The 17,789-nt window shown below is 40.0% G+C and carries 12 protein-coding genes; 8 read left to right on the top strand and 4 right to left on the bottom strand.

What is annotated here, in order from left to right:
• Positions 1-193: 193 nt before the first annotated feature.
• From COE25_RS10405 to COE25_RS10395, 3 genes are all read left to right on the top strand, one after another.
• The gene (locus tag COE25_RS10405) at positions 194-2,113 is read left to right on the top strand and encodes a BglG family transcription antiterminator (RefSeq protein WP_098932594.1); all 1,920 of its coding nucleotides are present in this window, start codon (positions 194-196) and stop codon (positions 2,111-2,113) included.
• Positions 2,114-2,505: 392 nt separating this feature from the next.
• Positions 2,506-4,446, top strand: a complete 1,941-nt coding sequence (locus COE25_RS10400) for a PTS fructose transporter subunit IIABC (protein WP_098932593.1) — start codon at positions 2,506-2,508, stop codon at positions 4,444-4,446.
• Between the two features lie 273 nt (positions 4,447-4,719).
• A complete protein-coding gene (locus COE25_RS10395) occupies positions 4,720-5,682 on the top strand; it encodes a bile acid:sodium symporter family protein (protein WP_088089939.1) in 963 nt (320 codons plus the stop codon).
• A gap of 172 nt (positions 5,683-5,854) precedes the next feature.
• On the opposite strand, the gene COE25_RS10390 is transcribed toward COE25_RS10395, so the two are convergent.
• Both COE25_RS10390 and COE25_RS10385 read right to left on the bottom strand, forming a co-directional pair.
• The gene (locus COE25_RS10390; protein ID WP_098932592.1) at positions 5,855-6,964 is read right to left on the bottom strand and encodes an FtsZ/tubulin family protein; all 1,110 of its coding nucleotides are present in this window, start codon (positions 6,962-6,964) and stop codon (positions 5,855-5,857) included.
• A 700-nt stretch (positions 6,965-7,664) separates the two neighbouring features.
• Positions 7,665-8,147: a sigma-70 family RNA polymerase sigma factor gene (locus tag COE25_RS10385; protein WP_098932591.1), complete on the bottom strand. Its 483-nt coding sequence runs from the start codon at positions 8,145-8,147 to the stop codon at positions 7,665-7,667.
• 614 nt (positions 8,148-8,761) lie between these two features.
• On the opposite strand from COE25_RS10385, the gene COE25_RS10380 reads away from it, so the two are divergent.
• Positions 8,762-10,210, top strand: coding sequence for a L,D-transpeptidase family protein (locus COE25_RS10380; protein ID WP_098932590.1), 1,449 nt, complete (start codon positions 8,762-8,764; stop codon positions 10,208-10,210).
• 202 nt (positions 10,211-10,412) lie between these two features.
• On the top strand, positions 10,413-10,835 hold the full coding sequence (locus tag COE25_RS10375) for an HIT family protein (protein ID WP_098932589.1): 423 nt from the start codon (positions 10,413-10,415) through the stop codon (positions 10,833-10,835).
• Between the two features lie 338 nt (positions 10,836-11,173).
• Here COE25_RS10375 and COE25_RS10370 read toward each other — a convergent pair whose 3' ends face one another.
• Positions 11,174-11,917, bottom strand: coding sequence for a DUF4253 domain-containing protein (locus COE25_RS10370; RefSeq protein WP_180247477.1), 744 nt, complete (start codon positions 11,915-11,917; stop codon positions 11,174-11,176).
• A 456-nt stretch (positions 11,918-12,373) separates the two neighbouring features.
• Here COE25_RS10370 and COE25_RS10365 point away from each other — a divergent pair, with 456 nt between their 5' ends.
• The 3 genes from COE25_RS10365 to COE25_RS30685 all read left to right on the top strand — a co-directional run bounded on the left by COE25_RS10365 (position 12,374) and on the right by COE25_RS30685 (position 15,898).
• On the top strand, positions 12,374-13,462 hold the full coding sequence (locus COE25_RS10365) for a HupE/UreJ family protein (RefSeq protein ID WP_098932587.1): 1,089 nt from the start codon (positions 12,374-12,376) through the stop codon (positions 13,460-13,462).
• 112 nt (positions 13,463-13,574) lie between these two features.
• Positions 13,575-15,215, top strand: coding sequence for a bifunctional metallophosphatase/5'-nucleotidase (locus COE25_RS10360; RefSeq protein ID WP_098932586.1), 1,641 nt, complete (start codon positions 13,575-13,577; stop codon positions 15,213-15,215).
• Positions 15,216-15,739: 524 nt separating this feature from the next.
• Complete coding sequence (locus COE25_RS30685) at positions 15,740-15,898, top strand: hypothetical protein (RefSeq protein WP_179195967.1); 159 nt, start codon at positions 15,740-15,742, stop codon at positions 15,896-15,898.
• A 448-nt stretch (positions 15,899-16,346) separates the two neighbouring features.
• Here COE25_RS30685 and COE25_RS10355 read toward each other — a convergent pair whose 3' ends face one another.
• Positions 16,347-17,696, bottom strand: coding sequence for an MFS transporter (locus COE25_RS10355; protein ID WP_098932585.1), 1,350 nt, complete (start codon positions 17,694-17,696; stop codon positions 16,347-16,349).
• Between the last annotated feature and the right edge of the window lie 93 nt (positions 17,697-17,789).

The raw sequence follows: 17,789 nt of genomic DNA, 5'->3' as shown, positions 1-17,789 counted from the left end.
GACGGTTATTTTTCGAAAAAGGCGTAAGTAATTATGAGGATGGTTATTTTTCACAAAAATCATAAAGGTGCCTTAGGATTGGGAGGCATTTACGTTAGTTTGGGATCCAGGTTCATCATGCGCATTGTTTTAATTGATTAGCGGACAAAATAAAGATACACTTACCTATATTGTTTTTAGAGCGGGTGCACGGATGAATAATAGACAAAAAGAATTGCTACGAATATTGCTTGTTCATGAAGAAGGAGTATTGCATATTAAGGATTTGTCGGAAGAGCTTGATTGTGCGGAAAAAACGGTCCGGAACGATTTAGATCGATTGGAGGAGTTTCTCCTCGATTATCCAAGTGCCAGCCTCATCCGGAAGCCGGGCCTTGGGATTGCGATTGAAAGTGATGAAAGTGCTCGGTCGCAAATTTTGCGCAGTCTTCTTTCGAGCGAACCTAAGAGTAATGAAGAGCGGCTGTTTGAAATGGCCTATCAGCTGTTAACAAGTGATAAGGCAATCACCTTACAGCATTTTGCCGATCGATACTATGCTCCTAAAGCGGCGATAAAAAAAGATATCGAGACGATTACAAATTGGCTCGAGCGGTTTGAGCTGGAACTCATTTCGAAGCCGCGGGTGGGAAATGTGATTCAAGGATCAGAATTGAAGAAACGTAATGCTTTGGCGCACTTGTCTGAGCTGTTTTTACACGAAAAAAATGTAGTGTTGGATTTATTTTTACCCTATGAGATTTCGACTGTTAGGAATGCCCTTAAGGATATGCAGGGGCGATTTTCAATTGCATTTTCAGATGATGCGTTAGAGAGCTTGCTCGTTCATGCACTGATTATGGTGAAACGGACCCGGCAGCGGTCGCCTGTATTTGTTCAAGAGTCCGAAAAGGTGATGGCGTTTGAACGGAAAGAATATCAATTTGCCAGCTGGTTTTTTGATAAATTGGAAATTGCCTTTCGGTTAACCTTTCCGGACGTGGAGCAGGTTTATTTCACTTGGCACCTGATTAGCAGCAAGCGTGTCGGAGAGGAATTCCACCAAGATTTAACAGTGGATGAAGAGGCAACTGCGTTTGTTCTTGCTTTCGTTCGCAAGATGGAAAAGTTGACTTTCATTCATCATGAAGCGGATCCGATTTTAATCGATGGCCTTGCCGTTCATTTGCATTCGGTCATCAATCGCATCAAATATGGTTTTCCGATTAGCAATCCGCTTCTATCGAATATTAAAAAAATGTATCCCTATATGTTCAATATGGTGATGTTAACGCTTGAAGAAATAAAACAAACTTTTCAGATCGAAATCCCTGAGGATGAGGCGGCCTATATTGTCCTTCATTTTCAAGCCTCTGTTGAAAGACTGGAAAAAAAGAGAGATATAAAGAAGAAAGCGTTGATTGTGTGCCATATGGGGATTGGCATGTCGCATTTGTTAGAGGCGAAAATCGAACAGCAGTACCAGAACATTGAGATTGTCGCCTGTATTGGAAAGGCGGAAGTGCCGGATTATTTGAGTACGCATCCAGCGGATTTTATTATCTCAACGGTTCCACTTGAGAAAGTAAACATCGAGCACATCGTGATTTCACCGTTGTTTGGACAAGAGGATAAGAAAAAGTTAAATCAGTTTGTTGAAGTGTTGAAGCAAAAAAGTACCGAACACCATGGCCCCCATGTATTTTCTCCATTCTTGAAGGAAGAGCTCGTGTTTTTTAACGTGGAAAAAGAACACCGCTATGAAGTCGTCGAAATGCTGGCGGACGCTCTTTTTAAAAAAGGCTATGTCAGTAAAGAGTATATCCATAGTGCGGTCAATCGAGAGAGGAAATCAGCTACAGCTATCGGCGGGGGAATTGCCATCCCGCATGGAAACCCATCGATGATTCACCAATCTGCTTTAGCCACGGCGATCATGAAGGAGCGGATGGAGTGGGGGAATGAACGAGTGTCCCTTGTCATCATGCTGGCCATTGCCAAAGAAAATCAAGGAGAGCTTCGCGGGGTAATTGGGAAGATTTCTGCCCTGAGTGAGGCGCCTTTGGTTGTACATGCGCTAACAGCTGCACTGGATTATCAAGAATTTTTACAAGTAATCGACCAATTCGCCTAGCGGGTTGGTTTTTTTGCAATTCTCCTCTAATTGTTACCGTCAACTCCGTTTTTACAAGGTGTCGGGCACAATTACCCTCTAATTGTTACCGTTAGCTCTGTTTTGTAGGAGGAGGGTTCTACGTGACCGAAGTGGTAATAGAACTAAGATTGGGGTAACGTAGGAGGGTTCTACGTGATCGAAGTGGTAATTGAACTAAGTTTGAGGTAACGTAGGAGGGTTCTATGTGACTGAAATGGAGCTACAACTAACATTAAGGTCACGTAGGAACGTATTAAACTTTTTTTACCGCAGTCTCCGGTAAAAAGATGAAAAATTAACAGGACAAGATTGGTATATTATAAGTTTAAGAAAGCGATTACTTAGTTATTTTTACAATAGGAGGTAACACGATGGGGAAAATATTAGCTGTTACAGCTTGTCCAGTGGGAATTGCTCATACATATATGGCTGCTGAGAACTTACAAAAAGTGGGCAAAGCGTTGGGCATCGATATAAAAGTGGAAACACAAGGTTCGATTGGCGTCGAAAATGCGTTAACGGATCAAGATATTGCCGAAGCAGATGGCATTATTATTGCAGCGGATAAAGAGGTTAAGAAGGACCGTTTTGCCGGCAAAAAATTAATTGTCACCGGTGTCCAAGATGGCATTCGTAAACCAGAAGAATTGATTAAACAAATTCAAAGCGGTGACGTTCCTGTTTATAAACCTGAATCCGCCCCAGCTGGTGAAGAAAAGAAAAGCAAACAAAAGGAAAACGGCTTTTATAAGCACTTAATGAGTGGGGTTTCCTACATGATTCCCTTTATTGTCGTGGGGGGATTATTGATTGCGATTGCCTTAGCTCTAGGTGGTGAGCAAACGCCAGGTGGAATTAAGATACCAGATGGTTCCTTTTGGAAACAAATTGAAGGTCTTGGCGGTACTGCTTTCATGTTCATGGTACCGATCCTGTCTGGTTTCATTGCGGTAAGTATTGCTGACCGTCCAGGACTCGTACCTGGTATGATCGGCGGTTATATTGCTGCCAATGGTAGTTTTTACGGAAGTGAAGCGGGTGCAGGATTTATCGGCGGGATTATTGCTGGTTTCTTAGCGGGTTATGTTGCCCTTGCTATTAAAAAAATTAGAGTGCCAAAAGCGGTTCAGCCCGTTATGCCGATTATTTTTATCCCAATTCTATCAAGTGTTATTGTCGGTCTATTATTTATCTTCGTCATTGGTCATCCGGTTGCAAGTGTGTTCGAAGCATTAACAACTTGGCTTGCTAGCATGCAAGGCGGAAGCTCGATTGTCTTAGCGATGATTCTCGGTGCGATGATTGCGGTCGATATGGGTGGCCCATTTAACAAAGTTGCTTTTCTTTTCGGTTCGGCCATGATTGCAGAAGGTAACTATGAAATTATGGGACCCATTGCAGTAGCGATCTGTATCCCGCCAATTGGACTTGGACTTGCTACTTTTATCAACAAACGCAAATTTAGTCAGTCAGAAAGAGATGCCGGTAAAGCATCCTTTACGATGGGGTTATTTGGTATTACAGAGGGTGCGATTCCGTTCGCCGCACAAGATCCATTTCGTGTGATTCCAAGTATCGTTGTCGGTTCGATGGTAGGCGCAGTGATCGCTATGCTTTCTAGTGTGGGAGACAGAGTTGCTCACGGTGGTCCGATTGTTGCTATATTAGGTGCTGTTGACAATGTGGTTATGTTCTTCATCGCTGTGATTGTTGGTGTGATTGTAACGGCCCTCATGGTTACGGCATTAAAGAAAAACGTAGATGGTGCTGTGCCGGTTGCAGCGGGTGTTGGTCCTGTGACTAGTGCTGCGGCGCCAGTACGTGAAGAAAAAGTCGAAGCTGTTTCTAAAACCGATATTAGCAAGTTAACAGATATTACAACAATAGAGTTAATTGATACCGATTTAGCTGGCAACACACGTGATGATGTAATCGATGAATTGATTGCAAAGTTTGATACAGCTGGTGTCTTACGTTCAAAACAAGAATATAAACAAGCGATCTTAAATCGTGAGAGTGAAAGTTCGACTGGGCTTGGCATGAATATCGCCATCCCCCATGGTAAATCAAATGCGGTTAAACGCCCAGCTGTTGCCTTTGGTATCAAACGTGACGGTGTAAATTGGAATAGTTTAGATGGCGCCCCGGCAAAATTAATCTTCATGATTGCCGTACCGGAAAAAGCAGCAGGAGATGCCCATCTAAAGATTCTACAAATGCTATCACGAAAATTAATGGATGATGGGTTTAGAGAGCAACTATTAAAGGTTACGTCGAAAGAGGAAGCCTATAAACTTCTTGAGACTATTTAGGGGTCAGTGGGAGGTAAACTGAATCTAACAGTAAAGTAGAGAGCAATGTCTCTCTGCTTTTTTTGTGTCTTTGAGACCCTGGTTACGGTTCTCTTGGTCAAGCCGCATTTGAGTTTGCGATATCAATGATGATGAGAGCAGAAAGCATCAACAATAGACAGAAAATTTTGTAACAATTTGTAGAAACATATTGATTTTTTAAAATATTTACTCTAATATAATGTTTATTAAATTTATTGAAATAGTTGGAATTAATTTATAGGGGGAATTGTTTTGGAAGTCATCGAGAAAATCAGCAGCTTTGCTGGGAAAACATTTACGTTATGGGTATTGATCTTTGCGGTAATTGCTTATCTTAATCCTGGTAACTTTGTGTGGCTGGGAGGCTATATTGTTCCTCTACTAGGAATTGTTATGTTTGGTATGGGCCTGACACTTGAGCTATCGGATTTTAAAGAAGTATTTAGAAGACCGAAAGAAGTGGCGCTTGGGGTCATCGGTCACTTTATCATTATGCCGTTACTTGCCTTTTTATTGGCGGTCGGACTCCATTTACCTGAAGAAGTTGCTGTAGGTGTCATTTTAGTAGGATGCTGTCCAAGCGGAACTGCTTCCAATGTTATGGTGTTTCTAGCAAGAGGAAATGTGGCACTGGCCGTTGCAATTGCCTCAGTTTCTACGATTCTTGCACCAATTGTTACACCATTGCTTATTCTTCTGTTTGCGAGCAAATGGGTTGATGTCAGTGTTGCTTCCTTATTCCTTTCGATTGTACAAGTTGTCATTGTTCCATTAGCAGCTGGCTTTATCATTAAAAAGTTCTTTGGCAAACAGGCAAAAGCCGGTGCAAAAGCATTGCCGCTTGTTTCCGTTATTGCGATTGTGTTAATTGTATCTGCTGTCGTAGCAGGCAGCGCGACCAAAATTGCTGAATCGGGTCTACTTATTTTTGGTGTAGTAATCCTTCATAATCTGCTTGGATTCTTCCTGGGCTTTTTCTTTGCCCGTTTATGCGGGATGGACCTTGCAAAACAAAAGGCTGTAGCAATGGAAGTTGGTATGCAGAATTCGGGCTTGGGAGTCGCTATCGCTACCGCTCATTTCTCGCCTTTAGCGGCAGTACCAAGTGCCATTTTCAGCGTCTGGCATAATCTATCTGGTTCCGTTCTCGCTAATATTTTCAGCCGTATGAAAGAAAAAGATCAAAATGATCAAAGTATCAAACAAGCAGTCTGATCCTGAAGACCATTCGCCTAAATTAGTAAAATAGAAGAGATCAACAACCTTTTAAGATTTTAAAAGGTGGTTTTTCTATGTTTAAAGGGGGAAATAGTGCAAATGGTGTCAGGCACCACGAAAAGACATTTGTCCATTTGTGGTGCCTGACACCAATAACTATTTATTCCTCTTATTTTTGGTACTTATCTAACTTAGAGGTTACGGTGCTGGGCTTTCTCTCCTGAGGTTTGGCTTTTAGGGTTGATGCCCAAGCTATTTTTGATTCATATTTCTGGGTATGTTCCTTTTTGACTAGGTTCTGTAACCGATCTTTGTTTTTTTCTAGGGATTCCTCAAGGGCATGCAGGCGCCGTGAAGGAAAAGCGAGTCCTGCCAAAATAGTCGTTACCGTAGGGTCTGATTCCGAGAAATAGGTCCCTTCGAATAATTCGAGTGGTTCTCCAATCCGCTCAAAAATGGATGGAACATTAATTAGTTTAGCCATTTTTTCCGGGCCTTCGTAGATTAACCCCGCGCGGATTACACCGGTTGACTCCACCGGACAGAATACGGAGGTAGCCCAAGATTGTTGTATTTTACTAGTAACATCTGAGGTTGATTTTGCATCGGTAATTGCGGCAGAAGATATAATCGTTACTCCTCTGGTTCCCAATATATTCATCAGATCAGTTTCATCAAAGTTTCCGTAAAACGAGCTCTTTTTCGTTACTTGCAACACACTTTTAATGGCTTCCATGACTTGCTGATTAGAAGAAAGGTAGATTTGATGTTTACTGGATTGTGGGTTTAGCTTTCTCATTTGATCATTATCAACTAGGAACACCGATGAAAGCGAGTTTATCTTGGAAAGCTCTTCAATACACTCTGTAGCATTGATGCGATTACCTGTTAATACATTTCGATCAGGAACAATTGGAATGGCACCTATGTTAACGCCGGACATATGTTCCAATAACAGATCAATCAATAACGGGCTCATCCCTGATCCAGTACCACCATCGGTAGAGAAGGCCACTAATAAAAGTTTAATTTTCTTAAAGGAATTCTTTACAAAGTCGACAATCTCTCGGTAGTTATCGTTAACCGCTTTTAAACCGATGGATCGATCCTGCCCAGCACCATTGTAACCAGGAACAAAATACTTCCTTTCCACTTTTGTGTTCACTATGCCATCGCGTTTGTTCGTATTGATAAGTGCGGTTTGAAACCCCATTGATGAGGCAATTTCCGCTAAATTACCGCCTGCTTGCCCGACTCCTAAAATCCCAACTGATTCCATCAGATCGCCTCCTTCATTACTAAAATGATACTCATGTTTTTCGAAATTAGACTTTTTCATTTAAAAAATGCCTAAAAATAATAGTTAAAAAATGAATGAACCAACTGGGACTTAACAATTGCTACATATTAAAAATGGTGTCAGGCACCATGGAAGGACATTTGTCCATCTGTGGTGCCTGACACCAAGAAATCTTTTTGTATTCAAATCTGGTTCAGCAGCTAAACATGGTTCCTTTTCTAAAGAGTCATTTTTGAAGATTTCCCTCGACATTCTTCGCAGGTACTTAGAGTGAGAAATCTTGTATTGAAGCATGTTGAGGCACCTATTAATCAATCGTTTGTGTAGTCTCGAAAAGGCGGAGTTTTAATAGAATAATGTAAGTTCGAGAGAAACCCATCTGATTTTGTAGAAAGATGGGTTATTTCCTGCGAAATGATTAAACGCATCTCGACAATCTTCATACCTGTTTAGCAGAGGGAATCCATTCCCTTCAGTACTTGCAGCGATTGTAATCAAACGTTTGTGTAATAAGGGAATTTGAGAGATCGGTAGTTAATAATCCTTATTGACGACCGAACTAACGGTAAATTCGCTAGTCCGGTGGTTAATAGGCGGTATTGAAGCCCCAACTCATGGCAAATTTTCTAGAACGGTCTGGTATTGCCGACCGGGTGCACGAATTTTTTGTTCTCGTATTCTACTCCCGTATTAAATTCTTTACTTTTTCTCTGGCACCACTGCGCCAACCTTTCACGGCTGATAAGGATACCTTTTCTAGTTCGGCAATTTCCTTGACCGATAGGCGATCACGGATGGTATACAGGAGCCATTTCTTTTGATTCGGTGTCAGCGTTTCGCAGTAGGTTAATAGAATTTCATCCTGAAATGGGTCATCCGAATAAGGATCTGCTGCCAGGTCCCAGAATTGCTCATCAGGGTAAACATTTCGTTCTTGGTCTTGGTGTAATTTTTTCAATTCCATCAGAAGATAGCCTTTGATATAGGTGTAAGCATAGTTGGTGAAGCTCCCTTTTTGGGGGGCGAAGCGTTGGCTTGCTTCCCAAAGGGCGATGAGACTGTGCTGATAGAATTCCTCATGGTGTTTGTAAAGATGGAGCGAGTGCATGATTTTATGGAGCATGGGCTGGTACTGATCGACTAACTGTTCAAAGCTTTCCAAGGGAAAGTCCTTTCACAAAGCGCGCTTTTCATGTATTCCCGGGTACCTCTACCATAGCGGGAATGCTCGATTGTATCGAACGGACAATATTCACTTTTGGAAGGGATTTTGGGCTAAGTGAGGTGATTTTTGCTAGCAAATTTGATTTTTGGAGGCGTTTTTTGGAGTTTCAGTCGATTTTGGGGTGAATTGCAGATGCTTACTACCTAACTATAGGGACTTACTACGTAATTTCGTACACTTAATTCATAATTATTAGAAATTACTACATAATTTCGTACCCTTATTACATAATTATTGGAATTTACTACATAATTCTGTACACTTATTACATAATTTACGAAACTTACGACATTTGCTGGATAATTATTGGAAATTAGATAAAAACGGAAAGCTCAGTCCAAACAAACCCTGCTTTAAGACAACCAGATTACAAAAAGATTAAAAAAATTTCACTTAGATACAAAATGTGACAAAGTTCACACTTTATATCTAGTAGAATAGTAGTAAAATTTAAGATTTGATACTATAATTTATATTTATGATGCAAAACCAAAAGCTACAAGTCGAAAGACGTCGATAGCTTGATTGTTAGGTATGCGGGGGGAATTTTAATGGAAAATGCTGTAAAAGAATCAGTGGAAGAAATTGGAGAACGGCGGGCAAAATCTTTTAAATGGTATACGAACTGGAAGTTTATCACAACGGGTATAATCATTATTATAGCGCTCATTTTTGGGGCAATCAGCTATTATCAGGCAAACCACTTTAATGCAAATATCAAGATTAATGGCGTAAATGTCAATGGACTGACTGCTGATGAGGCACTTAACAAATTAAATACATCTGTTTTAAAAAACGTCGTCTATGTCGGGAAACAACAAATTTTTGATGGACAAGATACGAAGATGGGTTTTACAGATAAGGATCTAGCGGGTGTTAAAAAATTATTAAGCAGCCAGCGAACGTATTTTCCTTCTTCAAAGGCCAAAGAATTTTCATTAATGCCTGGCCAACCCGATCAGTATCGCAGCCAAGAGATGAAGAAACAAGTCGAAGAAAAGCTATTATCAATGAATAAGAGTTTAACAGCGCCTAAAGATGCGAAAGCCAGTTTGGAACAAGGTAAAGTTGTCGTCTCAAAAAGTAATGATGGACAGCAGCTTGATTTCGCCAGTCTATTAAAGGACTACGAAAAGCAAGGATATACGAGTGAAATCCGTTTGAACCCTGTATACATCCAGCCAATAAACGAAGACAGTCCGATTGTAAAAAATGAACAGAAAAGGCTAGAAGAACTCCTACTGCAAACCGTTGATTATAAGGTACAGGATAAAGTTTTTTCGTTAAAAGGCAGCGAATTAATTAAAAATGCCTCTGTGACAAAAGACTTGAAGGTCACGATTGACCCAAGCGATATTAACGAGAAAATTGCTGAAATTAATAGTTCTCAATCCACATTAGATAAAGATTTCACATTTAAGACCCATTCAGGTGCAGTCGAAACCGTAAAAGGGAAAGGCTATGGCTGGGCTTTAGATGTGGATAAAGAAACAACACAGATTAAGAAAGCTTTTGAAAAAGGCGAGAAATCAATCGCTGCTACTAATATTATCGGACATGGCTGGAGTGGTGAAGGCTATGGTTATGAAACGACATCAAACAATGGCATCGGTGATACATATGCTGAAGTTTCGATTGCACAACAGCGGATTTGGATTTACAAAAATGGTAAATTAGTCGTCACATCGAATGTTGTGACCGGGAAACACAGCACCGGTCATGATACATCAAAAGGAGTGTGGTATATTCTTTATAAACGCACACCTTCGATACTAACGGGCAGAGAACTCGGAGGAAGTCCGGGTTATTCCGTAAAAGTTAATTACTGGGCTCCTTTTACGAATGATGGACAAGGATTTCACGATGCGGGCTTCCGGTCAAACTGGTCAAGCCAAGCCTATCTTAATGCAGGATCGCATGGTTGCGTCAACACACCGCCAGATGTTATGAAAACCGTATATAATAATCTCAGCACATACGAGCCAGTGGTCATATACTAAACAATCGATAAAATCAGGATATCGCAAATGATTTCCTGATTTTTTATTTGGAGTCTACTTTTTTGAACTTCATCAAGTAAAAGACAAAAAGCGAACTTCCATCCTGACTGCCCATTAAGAAATCCAAATCCAAATTATTTTTCAAAACTGAGGTACTATAGGGATAGGTTCAAAATTCATAAATAAGTGAGGCAGAAAAAAGATGGAGTTAAATAAAGAATGTATGTATTGCATGAAGGATGAAAGACGCGACAATCTTATGATTGAAATATGTGAGTTGGAGGTTTCAACAGTCTTTCTTTTTAAAGAACAGACGTATACTGGGAGATGTAATGTAGTTTATAAAGATCATGTTAAAGAACTATTTCAGCTCAGTCATGATGAATTAGCGGCCTTTATGAACGATGTAAAAAAGGTAGCTGCAGCGGTCGATCAGGCTTTCCAGCCAAACAAGATTAATTATGGAGCGTATGGTGATACATTACATCATCTACATATGCACATTGTGCCTAAGTATGAAGGAAGAGAAAATTGGGGGTCCACTTTCGAGATGAACCCAGGAAAAACATACTTAACAGAAGAAGAATATCATAACATGATCGAGACAATAAAAGGAGCTCTGTAACATCTATTGAAAGTTATTTGTAAAAGTGATTCAGGGTCGGTACCGAGTTAAATTTCCGTGCCGTAAGAGGGGAGAGGTGTGAGTGTAGCGCACTTCTCTTTTGTTTGCCTTAAAAAAATGTCTTAAGGTATAACAAAAAAGGATGGGATCACCCCGCTTTGTTTCTTACTAACTAATACTTATTCCCCACGTGAAAGTTATCCGAAACTACGAAATTATCGTTACCAATCAGCTTATTACATAATAACGGGCACTTATACATAATTATTGAGACTTACAAGGATGTCGGATTGAGGTCCTAATTGACTCCCTATAATAGTGGGCGATTATAACGGTTTTTAGTCCCACCAAAAATACCAAACCGAAGAATTGATAAGAGTTCCTGCTAGGGAATTTACTGTTCCAACCCCTTGCCAGACTATATCACCACAATATCCAAATTGTTCCCAAGCGAGTAATTCTGATTCTTCTTGTGTCTTAGGAGGGTTTTCAACAAATAATTCCCATACATCTGTGGACACTAAAGCGGGAGTAGCTCCATATTTTTCGTACCAGTATTTGAATACTGCAACTTGCTCCTCTGGCATAGGACAATCATTAAACCCGCCCATTGGAACCCAAGCAGCTACTTCCCAAGGTTTATCCGTTGGAATCTTTGCGATAATTATTTTCTTATTTATTACATCTTCAATGGTCAGAAAATGGTCCATCTGATCCTCTAAAGAAAACTCACCAGTGATATCATCGTCTTCCTCCATGGGCATGACCTCATCAAGCAGTCTCTTTAATAATTCTTTTACATCAATATCCTTCGCTTTGGCTATGATTGATTCTCGATCATCGTTCAAGTATTCTTTATCCGCATTGGTATCAACGATTTCTAACATCATCTCTGAAGGGATAATGATAAGTGGTGTATATCCTTCTCTTTTTCCCTCTATGAGAGATTGATGATACCTCGTCATAACTCCTTTAACATCGTCCTCTTCAATAATCGAACAGTCACAATCCAATTTAGTAATTATTTCATCAATATAATCAATCTTTTCTTTTTTTTTCTTGAATTTATCAAATATTCCCATGTTCCTCATCTCCTACAGGCTTTGTTATTGGATAAAGATGGTCATATTAATAAATTCAATAAAATATATTTATTTCCTCTTAGAAATTAATCAACTCAAAAAGGTGATACAGAAATTTGTATCATCTCTAATTATTGCTTCTTTAAAACCGCTCTATTTATGATAAGGTCCCCCCGTAACAAGGCTATCGCAAAATTTTTATCCAAGTTAATTTAGCTCCTTAAAATTGGAACGGTATATGAATAAATCAAATACTAGTATCATATGTTTTTTCCGTGTTGCTTAATAGATTTCCGAAGAATTATCCCGTGGTTAGCAAAAGGGGAAGCCGCAAGCAATATCGTTCCTGTCGAAGGAATCAATTTGAACAATGCAAACTTGTTTTTCCTCTCCGTATCATTCTTTTCTTCTCAAGTAATTGTTTCTCAGGTTACTAGATCTTAGGGGGGATTCACATTGAAAAAAACCTATTTACTTCTCATTGCAATTATCATTTTTCTGGGATTTTTCTTTATATCCTCCAATACCGATAAAGCGTACGCACATTCCGGAAGCTACGGCTTTGCTAAAATCGCGGCGGAAGGAGATACGGTAAAAATTACCCTCCTGATTGATTCATTATCCATCGCCGAATTCCCGGGTGTGGATGCCAATCATGACGAGATAATCGATCAAGATGAATTGAAAAATGCCTACGACGAGGTGCTTCGTCCCTACATTGAAAAAGGCTTGGCAGTAAAAAATAACGGCCGCGTTTTGTCAATGAGCCATGAACTTCAATCCGTCCCCCAACTGTCGATGATTCAAATCGATTTATTTTTTAAGGATTCTTCCAAAATCGGGACAGTGTCAATTCTTTATAATTTGTTTTTTGGCCGGTCCGAAAACAAACATACGAATGTTGCCACATTTAAAACGTTAGACGGAAAATCGTTCGAATATATATTTTCTAAAGATAAAATGGAGTGGACAGGAACGTTTGGTGAAGCCCCGGGATTTTTTGACACGGCTTTTCAGTTTATACGGCTTGGAATCGAACATATATTAACTGGGTACGACCATATGTTGTTTTTGCTGGCCCTTCTTTTGGTAAAAATGAAGTTTCGAAGTGTGGCGGCCATCGTCACCTCCTTTACTATTGCACACAGCATCACACTCATTCTAGCAGCTTTGGACATCGTGTCCCTGCCTTCCCAGATTGTAGAAGCGACGATCGCCCTCACCATCGTTTACGTAGCGCTGGACAATCTTTGGTCACGGGATTATCAGCATCGCTGGGCGTTAACGTTTGCCTTTGGATTGATACACGGATTTGGTTTTGCCGGAGTACTTCAGGAAATCGGTTTGCCTAAAAATCACGAACTCACTGCGCTGCTTACCTTCAACCTTGGAGTTGAATTGGGTCAATTGCTCATCTTGGTCTGCATCTACCCTCTGATTCGAAAAGTGGAAAATTTCCGCTGGTGGCCAAGAGCAGTACAAACCGGTTCCGTCCTGGTGGGACTTGCCGGATTGTATTGGTTTGTGACGCGTGTTTTTACCTGAAATTTTTCAACTTATAAATTAACTTAAAATTTATGGGAATGTTATCTAAATTTAACAATTCCTCCTTATCCTAAAGTAGTAATCCACTAAAGGATTGGGAGGGGAGAACTGAGTGAGGGCAACTTTGAATTGGGACGCAGTGAAAAAAGCAATTCCTGCTATTGTTCTTACGACCACAATATCTGCGGGTTTTGTTTTGGCCAACGGAAATTCTGAATCTCCAGGCATACCCAAAAACACCGAGAATGATAAGAACCGTTTCATTCAAGTACAATTACTCGGCCTTAACGATTTGCATGGACAATTGGACAGGACCCGTAAATTTAACGGAAGGTATTTGGGCAAAGTCGAATATCTAGCAGCCTATTTGAAGCAAAGGAAAGGGGAAAACAAAAACACTCTTTTGGTCCATGCAGGTGACATGGTTGGTGGAAGCGCACCCGTATCTTCGCTTTTGCAAGAGGAACCTACAATTGAAGTGTTGAACAAAATAGGCTTTAATTTGGGAACGTTAGGGAATCACGAATTCGATCGGGGTGTGAAAGAAATGATGCGCCTGATCCACGGTGGGACCAACCCGAAGGCCGGATACTTTGAAGGTGCTCAATTCCCTTATGTATGTGCCAACGTTATTGACGAAAAGACGGGTAAACTGATTCTCCCTCCCTATGAAATTAGAAGGTTTAATGGCATACCGATCGGATTTATTGGAGTTGTATTGAGCGATACCCCCAAGATTGCGAATGCGAGTGTATTAGTGGGAGTAAAGTTCACAGATGAAGTGAAAGCCATTAATAAAGCAGTGGCAGAACTCAAAAAACAAGGCGTTAAAGCTATCGTCGTTCTTGCACACAATGGTGGCAGTCAGTCCGCCCTGACAGGTGCCGCTACCGGAGAAGTCATTGATATCGCCAAAAAGGTAGACGATGAAGTAGACGTGATGTTTGGCGGTCATACTCACACGTATCTAAACGCCAAAGTGGACGGAAAGCTGCTTGTTGAAGCTTATTCTTACGGAACAGCTTTCTCCGACGTCGACTTGGAGCTTGATCCGGCAACTAAAGATATTGTGACCAAAAAAGCTGAGATTGTATACGTCTATCAGGACGCTATCAAACCGGACGAGGAAATTAAGCAAATGATGAAAAAGTACGAGGCCAAGGTCGATCCCATCGTAAGTAAAGTCGTTGGAACGACTGCAAATGACATTACCGGCATTAGGAACAAAAACGGTGAATCCGCTTTAGGAAATTTGATTGCCGATTCCCAACGAAAAGCCATGAAGTCTGACTTCGCTTTTATGAATCCTGCTGGAATCCGGGCTGATATCCAAGCTGGGGAGGTCAATTGGGGAGAGCTGTTCACCATTCTACCATTTAAAAATAATCTAGTTAAAGTGACTTTGACCGGCGACCAAATCCGCCAAGTCTTGAATCAGCAATGGCAGCCGAAGGGAATCGTGCGTATGCTGCAAATTTCCGGACTGAAATACACCTGGAGCGGAACTAAAGGTACGAAAAGAAAAGTCCTTGATATCTTCCGTGCTGACGGGACCCCTATTAACCCTGATTCCAAATATACAGTTACGGTTACCAGTTACCTGGCTAATGGCGGTGACGATTTCACCGTTTTCCTTGAAGGGACAGACAAAGTGGCCGGTCCGGTTGACATCGATGTCTTTGAAAATTATGTGAAGAAGCTGAAGCAGCCATTTACTTCTTTGATCGAAGGACGGGTCACGAAAATTAAATAACCCCGTGTTAGGAGACCTGTTCTACTTTTTCAACCGCTGGAAGCAGAAAATGAAATTTCCTGGAAGGGATATATGTTAAACGGCAAAAATATGATTCTATGACAATTGGACCGTTCAGATTTATATGGAACTGTGTTTTTTATTTGTAATCTCGACGGTTAAACTGGACTAATTTTTTTAGGGAATTTACAAAGTCTTTAGAAACTTTTTGAGAGTTCTTAATCCTTGCAAATTGTTTATTTGCTAAAAAGTATTTCCAATCCCGGTAATCCATTTTTCCATTTCAAAATTTTACCATATAAAAATTTTTTATTTGTAACTATAACTTTATTGCATTTTATTTATTTCCATTATTGCATTATCATTGGTTTGAGGAAATGAATAATTACTTCTTTAAATCCTAGAGTGCGGATTTCATCATGCTAAATCATCCTTGAGGTTAAACATAGCTTATGTATATTTAGCCAAATTTTAGACGTCTGCTGGTAGGACAGAAATGATTTATAAAAATAGGAGGAATTTTTATGTGGATTATCACTCGTTATTTAGATTCAAATATTTCCATGTTTGAATTTGAAACAGAAGAAGCAGCAAGAGAGGCTCTCAAATACATGAAGGGCTGTAAAATTCTTTCTGAAGTTGTATACTACAATGATCCTTGTTTCCAGCAGGAAGCAGCTTAAGATATTTGCGTACTAATGAAGAATAGAAGGTTGAAAATGAGGCTAACTCTCCAGTGCCTAACTGAACAGTCAACCCTCATTCACAATCTAGAATATTAACGAAACACACTTAATAAAGGGAAAGTCGTTAGTTGTCTATTGATCTTCTAACGACTTACCCTTTTTTAATAAACAATTACTTTCATTTGTATCAAAAAGTAACTCGTAAATTGACTCAAAATTGGTGACAGACAGGTAGTACTGATTTTTCCTTCGAATTACTCAATATTAAAAAATACCTTTTCTACATTCCTTTATGATAAGAGCTTTAAAGACCTCATTTATTTATGGTAAAGTCATCCTCAGTTTTCAACCTTTCTAATTTAACTTCACTTATAATATGGCTCTCTTTTAAAAAAAATGTTCAGAAATACCTCATTTACTTATAATACGGTTCACATGTCTGATGTTAACTCACATGGGTTGTAATCGACTCACTTTTGTTATCGTTTTCATTAGAAAACGCATGTCTAACAGGTATGATAGCTAGGGCCGCTGCTGCGATTAAACCAGGGATGGCAAAGGCAATGAAATTTAAGTGAATCGGTAACGAAACAGATAACAGGAATCCGCCTAAAAGTGGTCCGAGCATTCCACCAAGTCTTCCGATGCCAGATGCCATTCCTAATGCTGTCGATCTAATATTTGGAGGATAGTATTGTGACACATAGGCCTGGACTATATTTTGGGCACCGATGGTTGCAGCACCTGCAATGGCTACTAAGAGATAGATCAAAAATGAACTTCCGCCAAATCCGAGCAATGTCAACGCTACTGCCCCTGACGCATACATCGGAATGAGCATTTTTTTGGAGCCGTATTTATCACAAAGTCGTCCAATGATAAGCGTTCCGATAATGGCACCGCCTTGAAGGGTAATGAGGAAGGTTAAGCTGGAATTAAGTCCATATCCTGCTTCAATCATCAACTTTGGAAGCCAAGTATTTAAACCGTAAACCATCAATAAACAACTGAAAAAGGCGATCCAAAACATAACTGTACTTAATGCTCTTTTTTCTTTAAATAATCCAATAATAGGAACTTTTGTTTCTTGTAATTTTATTTCTATGATTTCATCATGTTTATTAAATTTTGATCCGGGGCTTACCTTAGTAAGTGCAGAGATCAATTTTTCCTTTTTGCCTGTCCGTATCAGGTAGCTTGCTGTTTCAGGTAGTTGCTTATACATAAAAGGCACCAGTAATAGAGGCAGACCTGCAAACCAAAAGATCGATTCCCAGCCGAACTTTGGCATTAAAAAGATTCCTAATAACGGAGCAAGGATTCCCCCAATCGAATAGCCGCATAATACGATGGAAACGATCATACTTCTCATGGTTTTAGGGGCATAATCTGTCAATAATGCGATGACATTTGGCATGATTCCTCCCAGTCCTAATCCTGCTAAAAAGCGAAAGGTTGAGAAAACAGTGGGTGTTTCTGCAAAGCCGCATAAGAAGGTAAAGAAACTAAACAACACTAAGGTAATTGCAATTACGTTTTTTCTTCCAATCCGGTCTGCGAGTGTTCCGAATAGGATGGCACCGAACATCATCCCAAATAATCCATAGGTTCCGATGGCTCCTGCTTCAACAGGGGAAAGGTTCCATTTCTCTATTAAAGTTGGGACGACGGTTCCATAGACGACTAGATCATACCCGTCGAACGATATGATGAAGAAGCTCCATAGTAGTAAGCCTAGATGAAAACGGTTAAATTTACTGTTAGCAATAATCTCTGTCGAATTAATTGTTGCCAAATTTTCTCCCCCTTTTTTCATTTCAAACTAATGAGAGCGCTTACGGTAATACAATTAAGCTCGTAAGCAACATATTCATTATAGATATAGTGA

The organism is Bacillus sp. AFS031507 (assembly GCF_002584635.1).
Classification (GTDB): Bacteria; Bacillota; Bacilli; order Bacillales; family Cytobacillaceae; genus Neobacillus.
Note: the sequence above shows the minus strand (reverse complement) of the source record. Positions and strands in the feature narration are given on the sequence as shown.